The following is a 24,342-nucleotide window of genomic DNA, read 5'->3' as shown; positions in this document are numbered from 1 at the left end:
GCTTGGCGACTGCTTCGCAGCCGAACGGGGGCAAGCCCCCTCGCCACAAGCACGCTCCCTCGCCACAGGTTATCCGTCTATTTCTCGATTGACTGCATCAGCCCCAGCCACATGCTGCGGTATCGTTTCACCCATCTGTAAATTCGTCATCCTATTGACCCCGCCCGCGTGATAGCCTTTTGTTCCTTCGGCGTTGACACTTTTGCTCAAGCCCTTCCATTCCAATGCAGTGGTGGAACTCATATGTCCAGGCTTTCCCATCAAGATTTGCGCCGTAACTTTCGCCAATTGCTGGCTTCCGACACGTGCTATCACACCGCTTCCGTGTTCGACCCGATGTCGGCACGTATCGCGGCTGACCTGGGTTTTGAAGTCGGGATCCTCGGCGGCTCGGTGGCTTCGTTGCAGGTATTGGGCGCGCCCGACTTCGCGTTGATCACCCTTAGTGAATTCGCCGAACAGGCCACCCGCATCGGCCGCGTGGCCCAGTTGCCGGTGATCGCCGACGCCGATCACGGCTACGGCAACGCCTTGAACGTGATGCGCACCATCGTTGAACTGGAACGCGCCGGCATCGCCGCGCTGACCATCGAAGACACCCTGCTGCCGGCCCAGTTCGGCCGCAAGTCCACGGACTTGATCGGCGTGGCCGAAGGCGTCGGCAAGATTCGTGCAGCGCTGGAAGCCCGGGTCGACAAGGAAATGGCCATCATCGCCCGCACCAATGCGGGGATCCTGCCGATTCAGGAAATCATCAGCCGCACCCAGCAATACCAGAACGCCGGGGCCGACGGGATTTGCATGGTCGGCGTACAAGACTTCGACCAACTGGAAAAAATCGCCGAACACCTGAGCGTGCCGCTGATGCTGGTCACCTACGGCAACCCGGCCCTGCGCGACGACAAACGCCTGGCAGAACTGGGTGTGCGCGTCACCATCGACGGACATGGCGCGTACTTTGCGGCGATCAAGGCCACTTACGACAGCCTGCGCGAACAGCGGCAGATCTTTACCCAGGCCTCGGACCTGAGCGCGACGGAACTGACGCATACCTATACCCAACCTGAGGATTACATTCGTTGGGCGGAAGAGTTTATGCGCGTCAAGGAGTGAGTCCTCCCGACCTCGGCGCCTGATGCAACTCGTGATTCGGTCGGTAGACGCAATGTCACCGACTGGGTTGCAAGGGCTCTTGGGCCAAATAACTTTTATCTGTTTCCAACAGGAAACACACACTTCAAAACAAACATCAATATTTAATAACAACTCCAGAGTTGATGTAAGACACCCCCTCCTTTAATCTTCAAATCGTTAAATAACAAAAACTATTTAACACTGAAAACACACCCCTAATAACGAGTAAAATAACTTCACTCCATCCAGAACGACAAGGAAGTACTGATGCAAACAACTACCAGCACCTGGCAAAATGTTCCTGTATTACGTGCCGAAACTAAAGTAATCACCACCCCGACACACTCCAGCCATGCCGCCAACTGCCCCGGCTGGGATGGGCTGCGTTTTAATATCGGGAACATCCACGAAATCAAGAAAATCAGGGACGTGACCGCCGGGCGCTAAGACCTCTATAAGGCTTATCTGGCTTGTGCCAGGTGTCAGCGGTCGCAGCACTCAACCGCTGACGCCTGGTTAAACCAACGGGGTTGATAAATGACAACTGAACGATTTTATTTTCTCAAGACACTCGTTCCGCCTCACTATTAAAACCCATAGAAACAAAGAAAAATCTTCATGATAAAAACTTTGCTCAACCCTGAGATGACGCCTTCACAATTGATTAGCCGCATCAAGACACTGAACATGAGTGTCGAAATAAAAAAACTGACGGAACAGCTTCCTAAGCAATCAGCGATTATGGATTCGACGTATCGTGCCGACATCCTAAGGCTGACAAACACCCATACCGGGACGTTGACATTACATTACAACAACAGTGGCAATATCAGCCTCAAGGTGCCTGATAACGCACCGGCGTCTGAACATCTCTATTCCGTACCCGGCAACAGTGTTTTATTTGCGATCAACGCTGAATCGTTTTCCATTCAGCTGTACGAGCTCGAAGATGAACATCTGACCCCCGCACAGCGGGTCACTGTAGATGCCAGTAATCCGTTGTTTATCGATGGCACGAAGGTGCTGTTCGACAGCAATCCAACCGGAAACGGGCATCCGGCATTTATCGGCAGTATCAACCTGCCGGACAGGAGTGCGGACATCAGTGTCTTTGATCGCGCCACATTGAACAAAATCGCCTGGTTTCCCCATGACGATAGCGCCGCACGCTACCTGGTGAGCCTTGAGTTGCTTGAAGCCGCACAGGATCCAGGTTCACGCAAAGTGGCCGAAGAGTTGATCTATCACTACCACCCCGCCGTTGCCTGGAAGTCATTTCAAATGCTTCACCAAACGGATCCGCAGGCCGCACTGAGTTACGTGCCTATGTTGAAAAACCTGCAAAACAGCCGCTTGAATCTTTTACTCGACCCACTCAGTGACCCCACATGAAATTGAAGACGTTTGTCGAGCGTATGACCGCTTACCATTTGGAACGTGATAAACCAAAGATCATAGAAGATCTGCGTCAACTGGCCACTAACCGCACCTTATTGAGTGAACATCTTTATTCAACTATTCAGCAGCAAGGTTTCAGTACCAAAAGCAGCCTCTACAACGCTTACGCATTTGTACTGCACAGCAATGACGTGTTCACTGTTCGCTTGGGTTTCTGGGCACCGGTCTTGTCTCAAGACGAACGTGAAACGTTTATCTACGACCTGAATCACAGCCACGACTTCGAAATCTATGCCGTGGGTTATTGCGGCGACGGCTATACCACCGTCACACGAACAATACTTGATAAGACCCCCATTAAAATGGGAATAAAACCAAGACTCGGCGAGGAACGCATACTTAAACTCGCTCCCGGCGAAGTCATGCATATGCTGCCGCTGAAAGAAGTACACAAGCAACTTCCACCCCAAAGAATGTCTGCTTCGCTGAGTGTGATCATTCATCCTCCACGAACAACTAAAGCTGAAGAAGCCTGGTGCTTCGACGACAACCACGTGCCGACTTATCCCGGCATAGCAACGCAGGAAACAGCCCTCTACGAAGAGACGCTGTCACTACTAAATCGCGAGTAGCTTTCACTAGCGCACTTATCAGAAAAGGAAATCTGTATGAACAAGTCAATGAACAACTGGAACCAAACCCCGCTGCTGCGCGCCAGCACCAACGTGATTGGCACGCCAGTCAAAACAGCAATGGAAGCGCCATGTGCCGGGTTCATGCCTCGCTATAACGTGGCTAACATCCACAAAATCAAGGAAATGTGGGGGACGCCGGCCCAAGGCTGACGCACTCTCTGAGCGTTCCCACAGAGTGGGAACGCTCAGTGGCTTAGCGCTTGGCCAATTCCATAATCATCCGCGACAGCAGGTAAATCCGCGGCGTCACGCTCTCCACTTCCGCGTATTCCTCCGGCGTATGGATATTGCCGCCGACAATCCCGAACCCATCCAGCGTCGGCGTGCCAACACCGGCCGAAAGACTCGCATCCGCCGCCCCACCGCTGCCTTCTTCGGTCAACTTGCGGCCAATTTCGCCGTAAATGCCTTGGGCCATGGCCATCAGGCGATCCGATTCCGGCGTCTGCGGCATTGGCGGCAAGCCGCGTTGCAGGGTGGTGGTGACTTCGGTGTCCGGGATCAGTTTGTCCTTGGACACCCGCGCCAGGTCCTTCTCGATCCGGTCGAACTCTTCCGGCACCGCCGCGCGTACGTCGGCCTTGGCGGTGGCTTGGTCCGGGATCACGTTGGTGCGGTCTCCAGCCTTGAGCACGGTGAAGTTGATGGTGGTTTTTTTCGCTTCGTCACCGAGTTTGCCCAGTTGCAAAATCTGGTGCGCCGCCTCCATTGCCGCGTTACGCCCCAGCTCCGGCGCGACGCCAGCGTGGGCGGCTTTGCCTTTGACTTCGACAACAGCGGTGGCGCTGCCCTTGCGCCACACCACCAGGCCATCGGCCGGGCGACCCGGTTCGAGATTGAGGGTCACGTCGTGGCCCTTGGCGGTTTTCTTGATCAGGTCGGTGGCGACGTCCGAGCCGGTTTCTTCGCTGGCATCGAGCAGGAAGGTGATCTGGGCGTAGTCTTTGAAGTCGAGGTTTTTCAGGACTTTCAGCGCGTAGATCCCGGCGACGATGCCGCCCTTGTCGTCCATCACGCCCGGCCCGTAGGCGCGACCGTCCTTAATGTGGAACGGTCGCTCGGTGGCCGAGCCTTCCTTGAACACGGTGTCCATGTGCGCCATCAGCAGGATTTTTGCCTTGCCGGTGCCTTTGAGGGTGGCGATCACGTGGCTGCTTTTATCCGGGGTGTTAGGCACCAGTTCGATGCTGAAGCCGAGTTTTTTCAGCTCATCGACGGCGATGTCGCGGACTTGGGTCAGGCCGGGTTCATAGCCGGAACCGGAGTCGATGTTGACCAGTTTCTCCAGCAACTTCAGGGCGTCGGCCTTGTATTGCTCGGAATCGGCGAGGACTTGTTTGTTGGGTTCGGCGAAGGCGGCAGGGGCGAAAGCGCCGAGGGCGAGGGTCAGGGCGAGGCTGGTGAGTTTGAACGTCATGAATCGATCCTTGTTTCTTGTCGGGGGGTAGTCGAACCCTACCTGACTGTGGCGCAAGGCTCTATACCGGATGCGACATTGGGCATTCGGCTTTGGCCCCATGTGGGAGCGAGCTTGCTCGCGATGGCGGAGTGTCAGGCGACATCGATGTTGGATGTGAAGGCCTCATCGCGAGCAAGCTCGCTCCCACAGGGAATGAGTTGAACCCGTCAGACCGAGTCCAGCAACTCATGCCGGGGCTTGCCGTCGCTGCAGCAGATGACACGATTGCGCCCAGTGGTTTTGGCTTCGTAAAGCGCCTGGTCCGCATCGTTGAGCCACAGGGTCGCATCGGTATGCGCCGGGTTGAACGCCGCCAACCCAATACTCAGGCTGACTTTCAGCGCCGGATTTTGCTCGTAGCCGAGGGTGGCGAAGCGATCGCGCAAGGCGTCCATCGCAGCGGCGGCACTGTTCAGGGGCAAGTCCGGGAGGATCACGCAGAACTCGTCGCCACCGTAGCGCCCGGCGACATCCGCCGCGCGCAGGTTTTGCTTGAGCATTTTGCTTAGCTGACGCAGGACGATGTCCCCGGCGACGTGGCCGTAGGTGTCGTTGATGGTTTTGAAATGGTCGATGTCGATCAACGCAATCGCCCCGCCCTGGTTCTGCCGCTGACAGCGCTGGAATTCGACTTCCAGTTGATCCTTCCAGGCGCCGTGGTTCAGCAGGCCGGTGAGGCTGTCGGTGCGGCTCAGGGCCAGCAATTCACGTTTTTGCCGGCCGAGGGTAATGGCCTGGCGAAAGCAGATCCAGCCCAGCGCCAGCGGGTACAGGCACAACAAGGGTAAGCAGGCGTAGAGCTGCAACGGACTGGTGTGGGGGATAAACGCGGGGGTGAAAATCAGCAGGCCGACGCCAACCCCGAGGATTTGCGCCACGGTGCCGGCCAGGAGAAAACGTAAGCCGCCAATGGCCACGTTGTTCATCGCCATCATGGAAATGGTGGTGGCGCTGGGCAATGGATTGAACTGCATGGCCGCGACCCAGACGCCACCAAGAAAGGCGTCCACCAGCAGGTTACGGTGTTCGGCGTGGTACGGAAGTGTGGCGCGGCGGGCCCATTGGTAGGCCAGATGCGGCCAGACAATGGCATTGAACAGCATCACGACCCAGACCCACGGCGCCGGGTTGAGCGGGTACATCGCCGCGCTCACGCACATCAATCCCAGGGCCAAACCCAGGGTGCGCGACGTGTATAGCCTCCTGGCCAGTGAAAGTCCCTTTCCTCCCGTTTTTGCCATAGAGGCCTCTACCACTGAACGGAATCTGATCACACCGGGGGTTGCGGGTGTGAACGGAGTCTATCAGGGCAACGGCGAATAGCCATCACCGGCTGGCGGTGAATGCCCGGACATATGTCTCTCCCCATAACCCTGTGGGAGCGGGCTTGCTCGCGAAGGCGTAGTGTCGGCCAACCTCTATGTTGAATGTGACGGCCCCTTCGCGGGCAAGCCTCGCTCCTACAAAAGCGGCGGCATCGACTTACAGATTGGCTATACATGATGGGAGGGTTCGATAAACACCGATAAACAGGAGGCCCATGCAAACCTTTCAAGTGTTGATCATCGGCAGCGGTTTTGGCGGCCAGTGTGCGGCGATCAATTTGCTCAAGGCCGGCATCAGCGATTTTCGCCTGCTGGAGCGGCGGGACTTTTTCGGCGGCACCTGGTGCCAGAACACCTACCCCGGTGCGGCCGTCGACGTGCCCTCGCCGCTGTATTCGCTGTCCTTCGCGCCTTACCAGTGGACGCAGATGTTCGCCGAACAGGCCGAACTGCACCGCTACACCCAATACGTGGTGGAGCACTTCGGCCTGCGCGACAAGGTCGAGTTGGACACCAACGTTGAAGCCATCGAATGGGACGAAGCGAATAAACGCTGGGCCGTAAACACCGCCAGCAAGGGCACGTTCTACGCACAGTTCCTGATTAACGCGACGGGGCCGCTGAGCCAACCGGTTGTCCCACACTTCGACGGCCAGGAACGCTTCCAGGGCAAAACCATTCACACCAACAATTGGGATCATTCCTACGACTACAAAGGTAAACGCGTCGCCGTCATCGGCAGCGGCGCCAGTGCGGCCCAAGTGATCCCGGCGATTGCCCCGGACGTTGAGCACCTGCATGTGTTCCAACGCACGGCCCACTGGGTGCTGCCCCGTGCCGATCGTACCTTCGGCCCTTTCCAGCGCTGGCTGCTGGGACTGAAACCGGCCTACAAGCTGCTGCGCTGGACGATCTACTGGTTATTCGAAACCCGGGTGATTGCCTTCAAGTATTCAAAACCGGCGATTCACCTGGTTCAGCAACAGGCCCTGCGCTTCCTCAAGCGCCAGGTGCCCGATCCCGAACTTCGGCGCAAGCTGACCCCGGATTTCACCATCGGCTGCAAGCGCGTGGTGGTGTCCAGCACGTTGTACCCGGCGCTGGGCCGGCCCAATGTGACGCTGCACAGTCGCGAACAAGGCATCGTTTCCCTCGACGAAACCGGTATCAACACCCTGGACGGTCAGCACATCGACGTCGACCTGATCGTTTGGTCTACCGGTTACGACGCCACCGACGGGGTGATTTCCTACCCGGTCACCGGCAAACACGGCAAGCGCCTGAAGGACTTCTGGGCCCAATACCCACGGGCCTACCTGGGCACCAGCCTGCCGGACTTTCCCAACCTGTTTATCGTCACTGGCCCCAACACCGGCATAGGCCACACCTCGGCGCTGTTCATCATCGAATCCCAGATGAATTACATCCTCGGCTGTATTCGCATGCTAAAAGAACGGGGCCTGCACAGCATTGAAGTGCGCCCCGAGGCGGAACGTACCTACACTGAAATGATCCACCGGGAAATGCAGCGCACCGTGTGGAAGTCCGGTGGCTGCCACAGTTGGTATCAAAGCAAGAGCGGTCATGTCATCGCCATGTTTCCGGGGTTCAGTTTCAGTTATCACCGCTTGACCCGAACACTCAAACCCGCCGACCACATACTGTCCTGATCACGTCATAAGGAAGATGCCTGATGCTTTTGTTGGTAGTTGCGATTGCGGTTTTCGTCGCCTGGAGCTGGCTCAGTTACCCGGCCGTTGGCCATTGGATATACGACTTGAGCATGGCCCTGGAAGCCAAGCTGTACCGGCTGCACAAGATCGTCGTGCCGATCAGCGAAATGACTGTTTCGACCTGGCAAGGCGGCCCGTACGAAGCCTCCAGCAGCATCTTGATGCTGCACGGTTTCACCGCCGACAAGAACCTGTGGCTGCGCTTTGCCCGGCACTTTGTCGACGACCACCGGGTGATCATCCCCGACCTCGCCGGCCATGGTGAAACCGGGTTCAAGGCCGGTGGCGGCTACGACATCGGCCTGCAAGCCAAACGGATGATCCAGTTGCTTGACGTGTGCGGGGTCGAGAAAGTGCACGTGATCGGCAGCTCCATGGGCGGCTACGTTGCCGCGTGGCTGGCGGCGACTTACCCCGAGCGCATTGCCTCGCTGGCGCTGCTTGACCCGGCCGGCGTGACGGCCCCGGAAATCAGCGACATGGATCGCCAGATCAACAAGGGGCACAACCCGTTTTTGATCCACTCAAGAGAAGAGTTCGAGTACTTCTACAGCATGTCCATGGCCAATCCGCCGTGGGTGCCGGGTGTGGTGATGGCCGCCATCGCCCAGCGTTACGAACAAAGCCGCGATGCCTTTGCGGAGATCTTCAAGGACTTCCGCGCCAGCCCGCCGATGGAGCCAAAACTCCCCGACATCAAATGCCCGGCGCTGCTGGTATGGGGGCGCAAGGACCGGATGATCGATGTCAGTAGCGTTGCGGTGTGGAGCAAGGGTATTGATAACTTGCGGGTGGATATCTGGGAAGGAATTGGCCATCTGCCGATGGTTGAGCAACCGACGCGGGCGGCACGGTTGTATGAGGAGTTTTTGGGCAAGAAGAATTGATGAGATTTCCTGTGGCGAAGGGGCTTGCCCCCTCGCCACAAAAGTACAGGGTGACTAAAGGATCATCGCGATGAACATTCTTTATGACGAACGCATCGACGGCGCCCTGCCCGACGTGGACAAAGCCGCCCTGCTCAACCTGCTGCACCAGCAAGTTCCCGACCTGGATTTGCTGTGGCGCGAAGAGGAACTCAAGCCCTACGAGTGCGACGGCCTCTCCGCCTACCGCACCACGCCAATGCTGGTGGCCCTGCCCCGGCGTCTGGAGCAGGTGCAAAAACTCCTCGAAATCTGTCATGCCCAACACGTTCCGGTGGTCGCTCGCGGGGCCGGCACCGGGTTGTCCGGCGGTGCCTTGCCATTGGAAAAAGGCGTGCTGCTGGTGATGGCGCGCTTCAACAATATCCTGCACATCGACCCCGCCGCCCGCACCGCAAGGGTCCAGCCAGGGGTACGCAACCTGGCGATCTCCCAAGCTGCGGCGCCGTTCGGCCTGTATTACGCGCCGGACCCATCGTCACAAATCGCCTGTTCCATCGGCGGCAACGTCGCGGAAAACGCTGGCGGCGTGCATTGCCTCAAGTACGGCCTGACCGTGCACAACCTGCTGAAACTGGAAGTGCTCACGGTCGAAGGCGAGCGCCTGACCCTGGGCTCCGAAGCCCTCGACTCACCGGGTTTCGACCTGCTGGCATTGTTCACCGGGTCTGAAGGCTTGCTCGGGATCATCACCGAAGTCACGGTCAAATTGCTGCCCAAACCCCAGGTCGCCAAGGTCTTGCTGGCGAGTTTCGATTCGGTGGAAAAGGCCGGTCGCGCCGTCGCCGACATCATCGCCGCCGGGATCATCCCCGGAGGCCTGGAAATGATGGACAACCTGGCCATTCGCGCCGCCGAGGACTTCATCCACGCTGACTACCCGGTGGACGCCGAGGCGATTCTGCTGTGTGAATTGGACGGCGTCGAAGCCGATGTCCATGACGACTGCCAACGGGTGCGCGAAGTGATGCAACAGGCCGGCGCCAGCGAAGTGCGCCAGGCCCGGGACGAAGCCGAACGCGTGCGCTTCTGGGCCGGACGCAAAAATGCCTTCCCGGCGATCGGTCGCCTGTCGCCGGATTACTACTGCATGGACGGCACCATTCCTCGCCGTGAATTGCCCGGCGTACTGGAAGGCATCGCCCGCCTCGGCGCCGAACATGGCCTGCGAGTGGCCAACGTATTTCATGCCGGCGACGGCAACATGCACCCGCTGATCCTGTTCGACGCCAATCAACCCGGCGAACTGGCCCGGGCTGAAGCGTTGGGCGGGCAGATCCTCGAACTGTGCGTGAAGGTCGGCGGCAGCATCACCGGCGAACACGGCGTGGGCCGGGAGAAAATCAATCAGATGTGCGCGCAATTCAACAGCGACGAGTTGACCCTGTTTCACGCGGTAAAAGCCGCATTCGACCCGCAGGGGCTGCTCAACCCCGGCAAAAACATCCCGACCCTGCATCGCTGCGCAGAATTCGGCGCGATGCACATCCACGCCGGGCAATTGCCGTTTCCTGAACTGGAGCGTTTCTGATGGCGGACTTCGATGCCAGCGAAGCGTTGCTCGCCCAGGTCAACCAGGCCCGGGAGAACGCCACGCCGCTGCGGATCCAGGGCAGCAACAGCAAGGCATTTCTCGGCCGCGAGGTGGCCGGGGAAGTGCTCGATACCCGCGCTCATCGCGGCATCGTCAGCTATGACCCGACGGAACTGGTGGTCAGCGTTCGCGCCGGCACGCCGTTGAGCGAACTGCTGGCAGCGCTCGATGCCAAGGGACAAATGCTGCCCTGCGAGCCGCCGTCGTTCGGCGAAGGCGCCACGGTTGGCGGGATGATCGCTGCAGGACTGTCCGGGCCACGGCGGCCGTGGTCGGGTTCGGTGCGGGATTTTGTCCTCGGCACCCGAGTGATCACCGGCCTGGGCAAACACCTGCGCTTCGGCGGCGAGGTGATGAAAAACGTCGCCGGTTATGACCTGTCACGCTTGCTGGTGGGCAGTTATGGCTGCCTCGGCGTACTGACGGAAGTCTCGCTCAAAGTGCTGCCAAAACCCCGGCAATGCCTGAGCATCAGCCTGGAAATCGACAGCGCCCGGGCTTTGGTCAAACTCGCCGAATGGGGTCAGCAACCGTTGCCGACCAGCGCTGCGAGCCATGATGGTCAGCGCCTGTTTCTGCGGCTGGAGGGTGGCGAAGGTTCGGTGACGGCCGCCCATCAACGGCTGGGCGGCGAGCCGCTGGATTCGGGATATTGGGCTTCGTTGAACGAACAACAGTCAGGGTTTTTCGATGAAGGCATGCCTTTGTGGCGGCTATCGCTGCCCAACAATCTCGGACCTTTGTCGTTGCCCGGCGAGCAACTGATCGACTGGGCCGGCGCGCAACGCTGGTTGAAATCCGAGGCCAGTAACATTCAATCGTTGGCCCATGAGCTGGGCGGCCATGCCACCTGTTTCAGTCACGGCGTCAGCGACACACCGTTCCAGCCGCTGGCCCCGGCGCTGCTGCGCTACCACCGGCAACTCAAGGCGCAACTGGACCCGCAAGGGCTGTTCAACCCTGGCCGGATGTACGCGGAGTTCTAGCATGCAAACCACCCTCAGCGAACAGTCGCGCAAACTCCCGCGAGCCGAAGAAGCGGAGAAGATCCTGCGCACCTGCGTGCATTGTGGATTCTGCAACGCCACCTGCCCGACCTATCAACTGCTGGGGGACGAACTGGACGGTCCGCGCGGGCGGATTTATTTGATCAAACAAGTGCTGGAAGGCGCCCCCGCCACGGCGAAAACCCAACTGCACCTGGACCGTTGCCTGTCGTGCCGCAACTGCGAAACCACCTGCCCGTCCGGGGTCGATTATCACAACCTGTTCGACATTGGTCGGGCGGTGGTCGATCAAGCGGTGCCGCGTCCGATGGGTCAGCGGCTGTTGCGCGAAGGGTTGCGGGCCTTGGCGCCGAATCCGAACCTGTTCAAATCGCTGCTGCGGATCGGCGCGACGTTCCGTCCGTTATTGCCACGCAATGTTGAAGCGAAGCTGCCCCACGACTTGCCCGCCACCGGCGAGCGCCCTGCCCCTCGGCATTCGCGGCGCGTATTGATGCTCGAAGGTTGCGTACAACCCGGCCTGTCGCCCAACACCAACGCCGCCACGGCGCGGGTGCTGGATCGATTGGGGATCAGCGTCATCCCGGCGCCTGAGGCCGGCTGCTGCGGTGCGCTGGATTATCACCTCGACGCTCAGGCCAAAGGGCTGGACCGCGCCCGGCACAATATCGACGCCTGGTGGCCGCACCTGGAAAACGGCGCCGAAGCCATTGTGCAAACCGCCAGCGGTTGCGGCGCGTTCATCAAGGATTACGGGCATTTGCTGGAGGACGATCCGGCGTATGCGGCCAAGGCGTTGCGGGTCAGTGCGCTGGCGCTGGATCTGGTGCAAGTGTTGGCCGATGAACCGCTGGAGCGAGTCTGCGCCGCCACTGACCAACGCATCGCCTTCCATTGCCCCTGCACCTTGCAGCACGCGCAGAAACTCGGTGGTGCGGTGGAAGCGGTGTTGACCCGATTGGGCTTCAATCTCACGGCAGTTCCCGACAGTCATTTATGTTGTGGTTCGGCCGGCACTTACTCTCTGACCCAACCGGAACTGGCCCGGCAACTGCGGGACAACAAGCTCAACGCCCTGGAAAGCGGCCAGCCGTCCCTGATCGTCACCGCCAATATCGGCTGCCAGAGTCACCTCGCCAGCGCCGGGCGAACCCCGGTCCGGCACTGGATCGAACTGGTGGACCAGTCGCTGGGAGAATGAAGTCCGTAGGAATCTTCGTTTGTCGGCGCCGCAGAAGGCTGCGATCTTTTCCCCCATCCTCTCTGTCACCGCGCCAGGAATTTTTTTCATGAGCCACCCCGACTTCGTCAGCCCCGACCTGATCCGCCAACGCTTCTCCAAAGCGATGTCCGACATGTACCGCGAAGAAGTGCCGCTGTACGGCGCGCTGATGGAACTGGTGGAGCAAACCAACCGCCATGTGCTGGCCAGCGATCCACAGATTGTCCGTCAGCTCGAAAGCACCGGCGAAATCCAGCGCCTGGACCTGGAACGCCACGGCGCGATCCGCGTCGGCACCGCCACCGAACTGGCGACCCTGGCCCGCCTGTTCGCGGTGATGGGCATGCAACCGGTGGGTTATTACGACCTGACCCCGGCGGGCGTGCCGGTGCATTCCACGGCGTTTCGCGCGGTGCATGAAGCGGCGTTGCAGGTCAGTCCGTTCCGGGTGTTCACCTCGCTGCTGCGCCTGGAGCTGATTGAAGATCCGGAACTGCGGGCGTTTGCCCAATCGGTGCTGGATAAACGCTCGATCTTCACCCCGACCGCGCGGGTGTTGATCGAGCAAGCCGAAAACCAGGGCGGGCTCACGGAAAAGCAAGCCTGGGACTTCGTCGAACAAGCCCTGGAAACCTTCCGCTGGCACCACAGCGCCACCGTCACTGCCGCGCAGTATCAGCAACTCAGCGCCCAGCATCGACTGATCGCCGACGTCGTGGCCTTCAAAGGGCCGCACATCAATCACCTGACCCCGCGCACCCTGGACATCGATATCGTCCAGGCGCAAATGCCCGCCCACGGCATCACCCCCAAAGCTGTGATCGAAGGCCCACCGCGCCGCCAGTGCCCGGTCCTGCTGCGCCAGACCAGTTTCAAAGCGCTGGACGAGCCGATCGCCTTCACCGATCAAGACCAGACGCGCGGCAGCCACAGCGCCCGTTTCGGTGAAATCGAGCAACGGGGCGCTGCCCTCACGCCCAAAGGCCGGGCGCTTTACGATCGTCTGCTCAATGCGGCCCGGGATGAATTGAAGGATTTCCCGAATGAAGCCAATGCCGCGCGCTACAACGAATTAATGGCCCAACACTTTGGCGAATTCCCTGACACGCTTGAGGGCATGCGCCGACAGGAACTGGCGTACTTTCGTTACTTCGTGACGGAAAAAGGTTTGGCGGCGGATGGGTTGGACGGCGTGGCGCTTGAGGATTTGCTTAGCGCCGGGTACGTGCGGGTTGAACCGCTGGTTTACGAGGACTTTTTACCGGTGAGTGCGGCGGGGATTTTCCAGTCGAACCTGGGGGATGCGGCGCAAACGCACTACGGCGTGCACTCGAATCAGCAGGCGTTCGAGCAAGCGCTGGGGCGCAAAACGATTGATGAGTTGGGGTTGTATGCCGAGACGCAACAGCGGTCGATTGAGGAGTGTCTGACAGCACTTAAGCGCGGATAAAACCTGTAGGAGCACGGCTTGCCGGCGATGGCGCCCTTGAGATCGCCATCGCGAGCAAGCTCGGCTCCTACATTTTCAACTTCGCCAACAACGCCTCAGCCGTCGCCTCTGAAGACGCCGGATTCTGCCCGCTCAGCAACAACCCATCCGTCGTCACATAGCTCGCCCAATCCTCGCCTTTCGAATAAATCCCGCCCTTGGCCTTCAACTCATCCTCCACCAAAAACGGCACCACATCGGTCAACTGCACGGCCTCTTCTTCGCTATTACTGAACCCGGTCACCCGCTTGCCTTTGACCAACGGCTGACCATCCGCATCCTTCACATGCCGTAACACACCTGGCGCATGGCAAACGGTCGCAACCGGTTTGCCGGCCTTGTAAATCGCCTCGATCAGCGCGATGGAATGCTTGTCTTCTGCCAGGTCCCAGAGTGGGCCATGGCCGCCGGGGTAGAACACGGCATCGAAATCTTCAGCCTTGACGCTGCTCAGCACCACCGTGGATGCCAGTGCGGATTGCGCAGCCGAGTCCTTGTGGAAGCGATCGGTGGCGGCAGTTTGCGCGTCTGGCTCGTCGCTTTTCGGGTCCAGCGGTGGCTGGCCGCCCTTGGGTGAAGCCAGGGTCAACTGAGCGCCGGCGTCCTTGAACGTGTAATACGGCGCGGCGAATTCTTCCAGCCAGAAGCCGGTTTTCTTACCGGTGTTTCCCAATTGATCGTGGGACGTTAGAACCATCAGGATTTTCATGTCGTTCTCACTTGATATCAGGGATTGATCATGCGCTCAACGGCGCACCAGGGTCTGTGAAGCTGACCAACCGGCACGCTGGTTTGTTCACCGAAGACGCTGAATGGTCCCGTTAACTATCCGATTGCACGACCCGTTAGTGGCCGATGGCCTTGATGCGCAAGAGTTTGCGCAATTCCCGCCAAGAATTAACCACACGTTGCGCTGGATGCCTGATGCAGCAATGCCTCCAGCCCGGTGCGCAAGAAGTTGCACAAGGGTGCGCAACTTCTTGCACACATTTCCTGCCAATCCTCTGACGGCCGTTTAAAAACACACAACAAGATCACGCAACACCATGATTTAACTGTGTTTTTTTATCTTGGCACGCACCTTGCCATGCCTTGGACACCCTCAGAGGGCACCGCCTCTCGGGCTCTAATATGTAATTCAAAAAGGAGCAACCATGGCTACACCAGCGTACATGTCCGTCATTGGGGAAAAGTCCGGCAACATCACCGAAAACGCCTACACCCCTGACTCTGTCGGCAATACCTATCAGGAAGGTCACGAAAACGAGGTCATGGTTCAGGCTTTCAACCACAACGTCATCATCCCGCGAGACCCGCAGTCAGGTCAGCCAACCGGCCAGCGCGTGAACAATCCCGTTGTGATCACCAAAGTATTCGACAAGGCCTCCCCCCTGCTGATGGCCGCGCTGACGTCGGGCGAACGCATGACCACAGTTGAGATCAAGTGGTATCGAACCTCTGCCCAAGGCACCCAGGAGCACTACTACACCACCACCCTTGAAGACGCGATCATCGTCAACATCAAGGACTACATGCACAACTGCCAGGACCCGGCGCACGCGCATTTCACCCACCTGGAGGACGTGCATTTCACTTACCGCAAAATCACCTGGACCCATGAGGTATCCAATACCACGGGTTCCGATGACTGGCGTGCTCCGGTGGCGGCTGCTTGAGTTCGGCACAATCGCTTCGAGTATCGACCGGCTCTGCAGGCATTTCGGCAAGCTGCACCACAACAGTCGTAGAAAGAACTTGCTGAAACCCTGCAGTGATGGCTCATGGCCTTGATGTGCAAGAAGTTGCGCAGTTGATTCGCCAGAATGAACGCTCAACCTGCTGGAGACGCTGAATACCACGGCCTCCAGCGCAGTGCGCAAGAAGTTGCGCACCACTGCGCAACTTCTTGCGCACATTGGTGATTTTTCCTACAAGGAACGGGGGAAATTTCACACATAGCCCGCATAACAACTTGATTTAATTTGTTTTTTTATTGTTGGCACAAAGTTTGATATACCTCTGGCACCCACCGGGCGATACCGCCTCCCGGGCACCCTAAATTTTTCAGCAAGGAGCACATCCATGGCTACTCCAGCGTACATGTCCGTCACTGGCGAGAAACAAGGTCTGATCACTGCCGGCGCATTCACCGCCGACTCGGTTGGCAACACTTATCAAGAAGGTCACGAAGACCAGGTCATGGTTCAGGCTTTCAGCCACGACGTGATCATCCCGCGTGACCCACAGTCCGGCCAACCAACCGGTCAGCGCGTTCACAAGCCAGTTGTGATCACCAAGGTCTACGACAAGGCTTCGCCACTGCTGCAAGCTGCTCTGACCTCCGGCGAGCGCATGAGCGAAATCGTTATCCAGTGGTACCGCACTTCGGCTCAAGGTACCCAAGAGCACTACTACACCACCAAACTGGAAGACGCGATCATCGTCGCCATCAACAACAAAATGCACAACTGCCAGGATCCGTCGAACTCCCACTTCACGCACCTGGAAGAAGTACAGTTCACCTACCGCAAAATCACCTGGACCCACGAAGTATCCGGTACTTCGGGTTCCGATGACTGGCGTCAGCCAGTCGCTTAATCGCGGCTGACCGCTACACGCATCGGCCAGCTCTGCTGGTCGATGTTGTTTACGCCTTTCCAGAATTTTGCGTCTGCCGGTTCCTTATTCAGGTCTTGGCGAACGCCGCTGCACAGCACGAGGAACAAGGGATGTTCGCGCCGGCCAATCAGACTCACTTTGCCCTGACTATCGAAGGTCTGGATAACGATCTCCAGGTGCTTGCCCTGCAAGGTCGGGAAGCCATCAGCCAGCCTTTTGTGTTTGAGGTGGATCTGGTCAGTGAACAGCCGTCCCTGGACCTCGAGACCCTACTGCACAAACCGGCCTTTTTGCAGCTCTCGCCTGACGGCAGCGGCATTCATGGCCAGATCTATCGCGCCGCCCAGGGTGATTCCGGCAAACGCCTGACCCGCTACGCGGTGACCCTGCGCCCGCAACTGTCCTACCTCGCGCACCGCATCAACCAACGCATCTTCCAGAACCTCAGCGTGCCGAAAATCGTCGGCATGGTCCTCGAAGAGCATGGCATCCAAAGCAACGCCTACGAATTCAAGGTAGGGGCGACTTATCCCGAGCGCATCTACTGCGTTCAATACGATGAGTCGGACCTGCAGTTCATCCAGCGCCTGTGCGAGGAAGAAGGTATTCACTACCACTTCCAGCACAGCGCCACGGCCCACAAACTGGTGTTCGGCGATGACCAGACAGTGTTCCCGAAACTCGCGCCAGTGGCCTATCAGCAGGACTCCGGCATGGTCGCCAACGACCCGGTGATCAAGCGCTTCGACCTGCGCCTGGAAACCCGCACCAGCCGCACCACCCGCCGCGACTACGACTTCGAAAAACCACGCCTGACGCTGGAAAGCGAAAACCGCGGCGATGCCCTGCCCGACCTCGAAGACTACGACTACCCCGGTCGCTTCATCGACCGCGAGCGCGGCAAGCATTTGGCCAAACGCGCCCTCGAACGGCACCGCAGCGACTTCCAGCTGGCCGAAGGCCGCAGCGACCAGCCGATCCTGGTCAGCGGCCACTTCCTGGCCCTGACCCAACACCCGAAAGCCAAATGGAACGACCTGTGGCTGCTCACCGAAATCCTCCACGAAGGCAAACAGCCGCAAGTGTTGGAAGAATCGGTGACCAGCAACACCACCGCGTTGAAGGATGACTTCCATCAAGGCTATCGCAACCGCTTCCAGGCCACGCCCTGGGACGTGCCGAACCGCCCGCCGCTGAACCACCCCAAACCGCGAATCCTCGGCAGCCAGAGCGCCGTGGTCACCGGTCCCAAAGGTGAAGAAATCCACTGCGACCAGTACGGCCGCGTCAAAGTGCAATTCCACTGGGACCGTGAAGGCCAGGCCGACGACAAGACCAGCTGCTGGCTGCGCGTCTCCTCCGCCTGGGCCGGCGCCCACTATGGCGGCATCGCCATCCCGCGCATCGGCATGGAAGTGCTGGTGTCATTCCTTGAAGGCGACCCCGACCAACCGCTGATCAGCGGCTGCCTGTACCACAAGGAAAACGTCGTCCCGTACGACCTGCCGGCGAACAAAACCCGCAGCACCTTCAAGACCCTGAGCTCCCCCGGTGGCGGCGGTTACAACGAACTGCGCATCGAAGACAAAAAGGGCCAGGAACAAATCTTCCTGCACGCCCAGCGCGACTGGGACGAAAACGTCGAACACGACCAGAAAATCCGCGTCGGCAACGAACGCCACGACACCGTCGAGCAAAACAGCTACAGCGAATTCAAAGCCGAAGAACACCACACCGTCTACGCCGACCGCAAAGTCGAAACCCGCGCCAACGACCACCTCACCGTCGGCGTGAACCAGCACATCAAGGTCGGCACCGGCCAATTCATCGAAGCCGGCCAGGAAATCCACCTGAGCAGCGGCATGAAAGTCGTGCTCGAAGCCGGCAGCGAACTGACCCTCAAGGGCGGCGGCAGCTTCATCAAGATCGACGGCAGCGGCGTGACGCTGAGCGGGCCGGTGATCAACATGAACTCCGGGGGCAGCCCGGGGAATGGGACTGGCGCGGCACCGTTGATGCCCGGCGTGCTGAAACAGGCCGACGCCGACACCGCTGGCCAGGTACTGACCCCGGCGCAGATCAATACGTTGAAGCGCAATGCGCCGTTTTGTGAAGAGTGTGAAAAATGCAAGGCAGGTGCTTGTGCGATCTGATCTTTTGACCCCGCAGGCATGGCTTGCCGAGCGACCGTTACAAGCGGGTGAGCGCCTCTATTTGGTCATTAGCGCCGCCAGTGATGCCGAACCGCTCAAGGCCTTTTACCAACAGGACATGGCCCCGGAGTTGACTCCAATCTGGAGCGGCACGCCTTACGCCGATTGGCAGCCCGTCATGCCCTACCTTGCCGAACTAAAACCCAACGCTGGTTTTCTTCAGTGGATTGCCGAAACAGATGCCCAGGATTGGGGTTGGCTGGCGGTGTCCTCCAGCACCCCGGACGTCGTGTTTGAACATCTTCGCAGTTTGACTCAGGTGTTCATGCCTGACGGAACCGAGGTGTTTTTTCGGTTCTGGGATGGGCGGCATATTTTTCCGATTCTTGACGGACTCGGTGCCGGGGCTGGTGAAGTTTTGCCAGTGTTCGACCGCTACCTGATCAATGGCCAGGCACTGGACGTGGGACCGAGGGGCGTGCCACCGCCGAAGAAGTGGCCTTGGTGGGAAGTTCCACAGGCATTAGTCGACACGCTGGCCGAGAAAGACCACACCACCGTCGTCGAAAACTTGATGCAGTGGTTGGCAGAGGACTGCCCGGAGTTGTTCTTCGCCTTCCCCGAAAGAAATCTGCGCCACAAGGTCGAGCGCTTCGTGCGCCAACAATCCAATACAGAAGATATGGCAGAGCGTCTGGCTGCTGAGCTGACAAAGGAAGTCACGTCATGATTGATCCCATTGGTAATTTGGTCCTGCGCGTGCTGGACGCCAAAACCCCGGACGTGAGCCTGATTCTCAAGGACTTCAATAATTGCCTGAGTGACTACAAAGACTGGGCCGATGGTTTCTGGACCGGCTGGGCGCTGGATGTGGATCAGACCTTCAAGGTCGGCAACGAAGTGAGCGTCACCAAGCGTAAGACCAAGACGGGACCGGTTGAAACCTATGCCACCTGCCCGTTGGTAGGCGACTTCACGTTGATCCACATGTTCGAGTCGGCGCGCTTCGTGCCTATCGGTAACACGCCCGTACGCCTTGAGCCGGTAACCAAAGGCACCTTCTACGACGAAGTAACTGGTCCTGTCATTGAAACAACAATCGGCCCCAGCGGCATCAAGGTTATCGACGGCTGCAAGAAAGGCCAGATGTATCGCATCACCTTTTTCCCAAACGTATCCCAAAGTAATGTCAAAGCGCTCTATGACTCTTACCAGGGTGTCATCGGAAATCTCAATGGCTGGTTGCAAAGTGAATGGGCAGGCAAGTTTCAGCCACAGTGGGCCAGCTACTCCGCTGCTGATCGCTTGGGCCGTTCCGTTATCCTATTGAAACAAGCGATGGAAGGCTTTGAGAAAGCCCTACTCAGGCTGTGGGATGACATTAAAAGCCTGTTCGAACTGCTCGCGAACCCTGAAATAGAGGAAAACCTCAAAAGACTTCGCAACTTCCTGTCGGATGCCGACATTGAGAAGATTTATGCTGCATCCAAGGAATCGCTTGCCTCAGGCCTTTTGATCCTTAGTGACGAACCGCTGATGTTCATCTACGTTTCGGCGATAGTGGCGTGGGTCGGCATGTTGCCGCCGCAGGTCATCGTCGACGTGGTGAGCGCCATGGCATCGGAATTCCTGATCAACGTGGTAATGGGCATCTGCCTCACTGGCGGGGTTGGGCTCGCAGTTCGGGTGGGGACTAAAGCCCTCTCCACGGCCAAAACCGGTACAGCGATTAAATATCTTGAAGAGCTAGCGGCGAAACTGACGACGTTGAGCAGCAAGCACAGCCTGCCAACGCACGCCGAAGTGTCGAAGCCGTTGATTGCCAGCGCCAATAACGTGCCGATGAAGTCGGCTAAAACGGCGGCGCTAAAAATCGATGAAGCTGCGGCCAACGGATCTAAAAGTCAGGTTCCAAAAACCACAGATACACCGAAGCAAGAAGTGAAAGACGCTGCTTCGTTTCCTCGAAAAAAGGCAGAGCAGCAAACCAGCCTTCAACCAAAGGAGAAGCTGGACGACGTTTCGACTCAGTCCAAAACACCGGACGACAAAAGCACCACCTGCGCCAAGAAAACCTGCACCAACAACTGCCCTGTTTCCATGGTTACAGGAGAAGAGCTGCTGACCCTTACCGATGGTGAGCTCGGTGGACCGCTGCCGTTCAGCTGGACGCGCCTCTACCGCACCAGTGCCGCGGAAATCGATTGCGGTCTCGGTTACGGATGGAGCCATGCTTTGGCACAACGGGTTGAAATCAAGGACGACGAAGTCGTTTGGATCGACCACGAAAATCGCGTCACTACGTTCCCATTACCCAGTGTGCAGCGCCCAGCAATCACCAATATGCTCTCCGAAGCAGCGATTTTCATCGGTGACGATCCTTCCGAACTGATCCTCACTCAGGCCGACGAACGTACGCTGTTCTACCACTTTCGCTACAACAGCAAGGGCGCCACGCTGATCGCGATCAGCGACGACTATGGCAATCGCCTGTATATCACCCGTGATATTCACGGTCGGATCAAACGCGTCGACAACGGTGCCGGTCGTGGTCTGTTCCTTCGTTATGACCGCAAACACATCATCGCCGTCGATTATCAGCAGTTCAGCCCTGCGGACAATCTGGAAGATGGCTGGAGCAGTGTCCAGACCCTAGTCACCTATAGCTATGACGCTCAGCACCACCTGATCGAAGCCAAAAACGCTGCGGGCGAAGCCGAGCGTTATGCCTACAACGACCAGAATGTCATTCTTGAGCGGCAACTCGCTGGCGGCGCCAGTTTCTACTGGGAATGGGAAAAAGAAGGTAAATCGGCGCGATGCATCCATCACTGGGCAAGCTTCTCGCAAATGGACGCGCACTACGCCTGGGATGACAAAGGCAGCGTCACGGTTACCAATGCTGACGGCAGCGAAGAGGTCTACACCCACGACGATAAGGCGCGACTGGTCGCCAAAGTTGATCCGGACGGTGCGGAGCACCTCAAGGCCTACGACGACAAAGGTCGCCTGATCGCCGAAAAAGATCCACTTGGCGCAATTACCGAATACAAGTACAACGAAGCCGGTCGCCTGGTTGCGGTAATTCCTCCGGAAGACGTCGCCACCACTTATGAGTACTACCGAGGTTTTGTCCGTGTTGTGAACCGTGGCCCGGCAAAGTGGACTTACTGGCGCAACGATCAGGGCGACATCACCGAACAAGTCGATCCGAACGGCAACTCAACTCACTACAGTTACAATCGCCAAGGACGTTTGCTGGAGATCCGCCACCCGGATGGCAGTCGCCATCAGCTAGGCTGGAATAATCTCGGGCAATTGCTCGAAGAACACCTTCCCGACGGCGGCCAGCGCAAATATCGCTACGACGTATTAGGTCGGCTGATCACTCGTCAGGATGAGAACGGCGCGATAACCCATTATCAATGGGATGCTGCCAGCCGCCTTGCGCGCACAACCCTACCCGGCGGCGCCACTCGCGCCTTCACCTACAACGCCTACGGCAAAGTTACTGCCGAACGCGATGAGCTAGGGCGCGTCATTCGCTACGAATATGCCGACAATCTGCACTTGGTCAGCCGTCGTATCAACCCGGATGGCAGCCAGCTGCGCTATCACTACGACAACTCGCGACTGCTCCTTAGCGAAATCGAAAACGAACGGGGCGAACGCTACCACCTCGATTACTACTCAAATGGACTGATACAGCAGGAAACCGGCTTCGATGGTCGTCGCACCGCCTATGAGTATGACCTCAACGGTCAGTTGTTAAAGAAAATCGAATTCGGCGACGACGGCAGTGAGCTGATTACTGAGTTCAAACGTGACGCCACTGGCCGGTTGCTGGTGAAAACTCTGGCTGATGGTGAAGAGATTCATTACAGCTACGACGCCCTTGGTCGCTTGGTAAACATCGACGATGGGCACTGGCCCCTCGCCTACGAGTACGACCGGCAAAACCGCCTGATCACAGAACACCAGGGTTGGGGTACGCTGCGTTACGAGTACGACAAACTTGGCCAGTTGAGCCACTGCCGCCTACCCGATGGCAGCAAACTCGACTATCACCACCAAGCCGGCGGCCGCCTAAGCAGCATTGAGCTCAACGGCTCGCGCCTGACCACCCACCAGTTCAGCGCCGGTCGCGAGCAGCAGCGCCAACAAGGACTTTTGCTCAGTCAATACCAGTATGACGAGCAAGGTCGCCTGCAAGCCCACAGTGTTAGCCAACAGGATCGCAACCTGTTCCAGCGCCGATACGCCTACGATGCCAATGGCAACCTCGCCGGCATCGATGACAGCCGCAAAGGCAACCGCAGCTACCACTACGACCCGCTCGATCGGCTGATCAACGTCCGCGGCATCACTCCGGAAAGCTTCGCGCACGATCCAGCAGGTAACCTTTTAGGCCAGGGCAGCCAACCAACTGCGAATTTGGCCAACATCAAAGGCAACCGCCTGCTGATGCAAGGCGACCGTCATTACGACTACGACGCCTACGGCAATCAGATCCGCGAAAGCCGCGGCACGGGCCAGAAACTCGTCACCGAATATCGTTACGACTGCCAGCATCGATTGGTCGGCGTCAGCCTCCCCGGCGGTAGTGTTGCAAGCTACAAGTACGACGCTTTTGGCCGCCGAATCGCCAAAACCGTCGATGGCCAAATCACGGAATTCCTGTGGCAAGGCGAACGTCTCATTGCCGAAAGCGCAGAAAACCGCTATCGCAGTTACATCTACGAGCCCGGCACATTCCGTCCCCTCGCGATGCTCGACGGCGAAGGACCACTAAAAGCCGAGCCGTTTTACTACCAACTCGACCATCTCGGCACGCCACAGGAACTCACGGACTACAGCGGCGAGATCATGTGGTCAGCGAAGTATCGCGCTTATGGCAACCTCGCGACCCTCGACGTCGCCGAAATCGACAACCCCTTGCGCTTTCAGGGCCAGTACTTCGATGCAGAGTCGGGTTTACATTACAACCGGCATCGCTACTACAATCCAGGCATAGGGCGGTTTTTGACGCCGGATCCGATCAAGCTCGCAGGGGGATTGAACAACTACCAATATGTACACAACCCCACTGCATGGGTTGATCCGTTGGGGTTGGATCAGTGCCCTGGGGCTCCGGGTTGTAAGCCTAGTATTAAGGGGGCGGAGGATCCGCCAGCGTTAAACCGCGACGAAGCTTTAAGTGGTATGGCAACACCATTAGACCCCCATGCTTATAGCGTTTTGTACGAGACCAAAATTGGCCCAGATGTGCTATCTGTTCCAAATCGCGCAGAACACTTTAAGGTTGCAAATGAAAGCCTTTTAAAAACCGCCGATACCGATGCTGATTTCAATAAAATCATGGAAACCATGGTGCCAGGATTCAGGCGTGTGAAGGGCACCAAGATCCCTACCAAAGGCATTAGCCCTGGCAAAGAAGTCACATGGCATCACGTACCGGGAACAGATACACTCCAGCTGGTATGGCGCTATCAACATGAACAATCAAAAGGCCCTCAGTGGAATGCTCTTTGGCAGAAGCTATTTCATCCTGGAAACAAAGGGGGATTTGCAGATGGAAAAAAATAAAT

At 58.1% G+C, this 24,342-nt stretch carries 19 protein-coding genes; 16 read left to right on the top strand and 3 right to left on the bottom strand.

From position 1 onward, the window contains the following. The first annotated feature begins 243 nt into the window (after positions 1–243). From BK667_RS08905 to BK667_RS33225, 5 genes are all read left to right on the top strand, one after another. Positions 244–1,113: an oxaloacetate decarboxylase gene (locus BK667_RS08905; protein ID WP_123513478.1), complete on the top strand. Its 870-nt coding sequence runs from the start codon at positions 244–246 to the stop codon at positions 1,111–1,113. Positions 1,114–1,401: 288 nt separating this feature from the next. Further along, positions 1,402–1,581 carry a hypothetical protein gene (locus tag BK667_RS08900; RefSeq protein WP_123513476.1) on the top strand — a complete coding sequence of 60 codons (180 nt, stop codon included), beginning with the start codon at positions 1,402–1,404 and terminating at the stop codon, positions 1,579–1,581. A 171-nt stretch (positions 1,582–1,752) separates the two neighbouring features. Beyond that, the gene (locus BK667_RS08895; RefSeq protein ID WP_123597382.1) at positions 1,753–2,526 is read left to right on the top strand and encodes a hypothetical protein; all 774 of its coding nucleotides are present in this window, start codon (positions 1,753–1,755) and stop codon (positions 2,524–2,526) included. Beyond that, a complete protein-coding gene (locus tag BK667_RS08890; RefSeq protein ID WP_123597381.1) occupies positions 2,523–3,164 on the top strand; it encodes a transposase in 642 nt (213 codons plus the stop codon). The genes BK667_RS08895 and BK667_RS08890 overlap by 4 nt, the downstream gene beginning before the upstream one ends. 36 nt (positions 3,165–3,200) lie before the next feature. Continuing rightward, positions 3,201–3,377, top strand: a complete 177-nt coding sequence (locus BK667_RS33225) for a hypothetical protein (RefSeq protein ID WP_185058187.1) — start codon at positions 3,201–3,203, stop codon at positions 3,375–3,377. A 43-nt stretch (positions 3,378–3,420) separates the two neighbouring features. Here the strand turns inward: BK667_RS33225 and BK667_RS08885 are convergent, their stop codons facing one another. Both BK667_RS08885 and BK667_RS08875 read right to left on the bottom strand, forming a co-directional pair. Next, positions 3,421–4,644, bottom strand: a complete 1,224-nt coding sequence (locus BK667_RS08885; protein ID WP_123513470.1) for a M20/M25/M40 family metallo-hydrolase — start codon at positions 4,642–4,644, stop codon at positions 3,421–3,423. 209 nt (positions 4,645–4,853) lie between these two features. Then, complete coding sequence (locus BK667_RS08875; protein WP_123597380.1) at positions 4,854–5,927, bottom strand: diguanylate cyclase; 1,074 nt, start codon at positions 5,925–5,927, stop codon at positions 4,854–4,856. Positions 5,928–6,226: 299 nt separating this feature from the next. Between BK667_RS08875 and BK667_RS08870 the strand changes: the two genes are divergently transcribed. From BK667_RS08870 to hglS, 6 genes are all read left to right on the top strand, one after another. Continuing rightward, a complete protein-coding gene (locus BK667_RS08870) occupies positions 6,227–7,681 on the top strand; it encodes a flavin-containing monooxygenase (RefSeq protein ID WP_123597379.1) in 1,455 nt (484 codons plus the stop codon). 23 nt (positions 7,682–7,704) lie between these two features. Then, a complete protein-coding gene (locus BK667_RS08865; protein WP_123513464.1) occupies positions 7,705–8,631 on the top strand; it encodes an alpha/beta fold hydrolase in 927 nt (308 codons plus the stop codon). Positions 8,632–8,701: 70 nt separating this feature from the next. Next, positions 8,702–10,201 (top strand): glycolate oxidase subunit GlcD, encoded by a 1,500-nt coding sequence (glcD, locus tag BK667_RS08860; RefSeq protein WP_123597378.1) that lies wholly within the window; start codon positions 8,702–8,704, stop codon positions 10,199–10,201. After that, positions 10,201–11,250 (top strand): glycolate oxidase subunit GlcE, encoded by a 1,050-nt coding sequence (gene glcE, locus BK667_RS08855; protein WP_123597377.1) that lies wholly within the window; start codon positions 10,201–10,203, stop codon positions 11,248–11,250. Before glcD ends, glcE begins: the two co-directional genes overlap by 1 nt. A gap of 1 nt (position 11,251) precedes the next feature. Further along, positions 11,252–12,472: a glycolate oxidase subunit GlcF gene (glcF, locus tag BK667_RS08850; RefSeq protein WP_123513458.1), complete on the top strand. Its 1,221-nt coding sequence runs from the start codon at positions 11,252–11,254 to the stop codon at positions 12,470–12,472. 88 nt (positions 12,473–12,560) lie between these two features. Continuing rightward, positions 12,561–13,943 carry a 2-oxoadipate dioxygenase/decarboxylase HglS gene (gene hglS, locus BK667_RS08845; protein ID WP_123597376.1) on the top strand — a complete coding sequence of 461 codons (1,383 nt, stop codon included), beginning with the start codon at positions 12,561–12,563 and terminating at the stop codon, positions 13,941–13,943. Positions 13,944–14,010: 67 nt separating this feature from the next. On the opposite strand, the gene BK667_RS08840 is transcribed toward hglS, so the two are convergent. Next, positions 14,011–14,691, bottom strand: coding sequence for a type 1 glutamine amidotransferase domain-containing protein (locus BK667_RS08840; protein WP_123597375.1), 681 nt, complete (start codon positions 14,689–14,691; stop codon positions 14,011–14,013). Positions 14,692–15,136: 445 nt separating this feature from the next. On the opposite strand from BK667_RS08840, the gene BK667_RS08835 reads away from it, so the two are divergent. The 5 genes from BK667_RS08835 (at position 15,137) to BK667_RS08815 (ending at position 24,340) form a co-directional block, all read left to right on the top strand. After that, positions 15,137–15,658 carry an Hcp family type VI secretion system effector gene (locus BK667_RS08835; RefSeq protein WP_123513451.1) on the top strand — a complete coding sequence of 174 codons (522 nt, stop codon included), beginning with the start codon at positions 15,137–15,139 and terminating at the stop codon, positions 15,656–15,658. A gap of 406 nt (positions 15,659–16,064) precedes the next feature. Continuing rightward, positions 16,065–16,580, top strand: coding sequence for an Hcp family type VI secretion system effector (locus BK667_RS08830; RefSeq protein WP_054051032.1), 516 nt, complete (start codon positions 16,065–16,067; stop codon positions 16,578–16,580). A gap of 131 nt (positions 16,581–16,711) precedes the next feature. Beyond that, a complete protein-coding gene (locus BK667_RS08825; RefSeq protein WP_123597374.1) occupies positions 16,712–18,754 on the top strand; it encodes a type VI secretion system Vgr family protein in 2,043 nt (680 codons plus the stop codon). Next, a complete protein-coding gene (locus BK667_RS08820) occupies positions 18,699–19,484 on the top strand; it encodes a DUF4123 domain-containing protein (RefSeq protein ID WP_375539166.1) in 786 nt (261 codons plus the stop codon). Before BK667_RS08825 ends, BK667_RS08820 begins: the two co-directional genes overlap by 56 nt. After that, positions 19,481–24,340: an RHS repeat-associated core domain-containing protein gene (locus BK667_RS08815; RefSeq protein WP_259697976.1), complete on the top strand. Its 4,860-nt coding sequence runs from the start codon at positions 19,481–19,483 to the stop codon at positions 24,338–24,340. The genes BK667_RS08820 and BK667_RS08815 overlap by 4 nt, the downstream gene beginning before the upstream one ends. Positions 24,341–24,342: the final 2 nt, after the last annotated feature.

The organism is Pseudomonas frederiksbergensis (assembly GCF_003732705.1).
GTDB classification, from domain to species: domain Bacteria; phylum Pseudomonadota; class Gammaproteobacteria; order Pseudomonadales; family Pseudomonadaceae; genus Aquipseudomonas; species Aquipseudomonas frederiksbergensis_F.
Note: the sequence above shows the minus strand (reverse complement) of the source record. Positions and strands in the feature narration are given on the sequence as shown.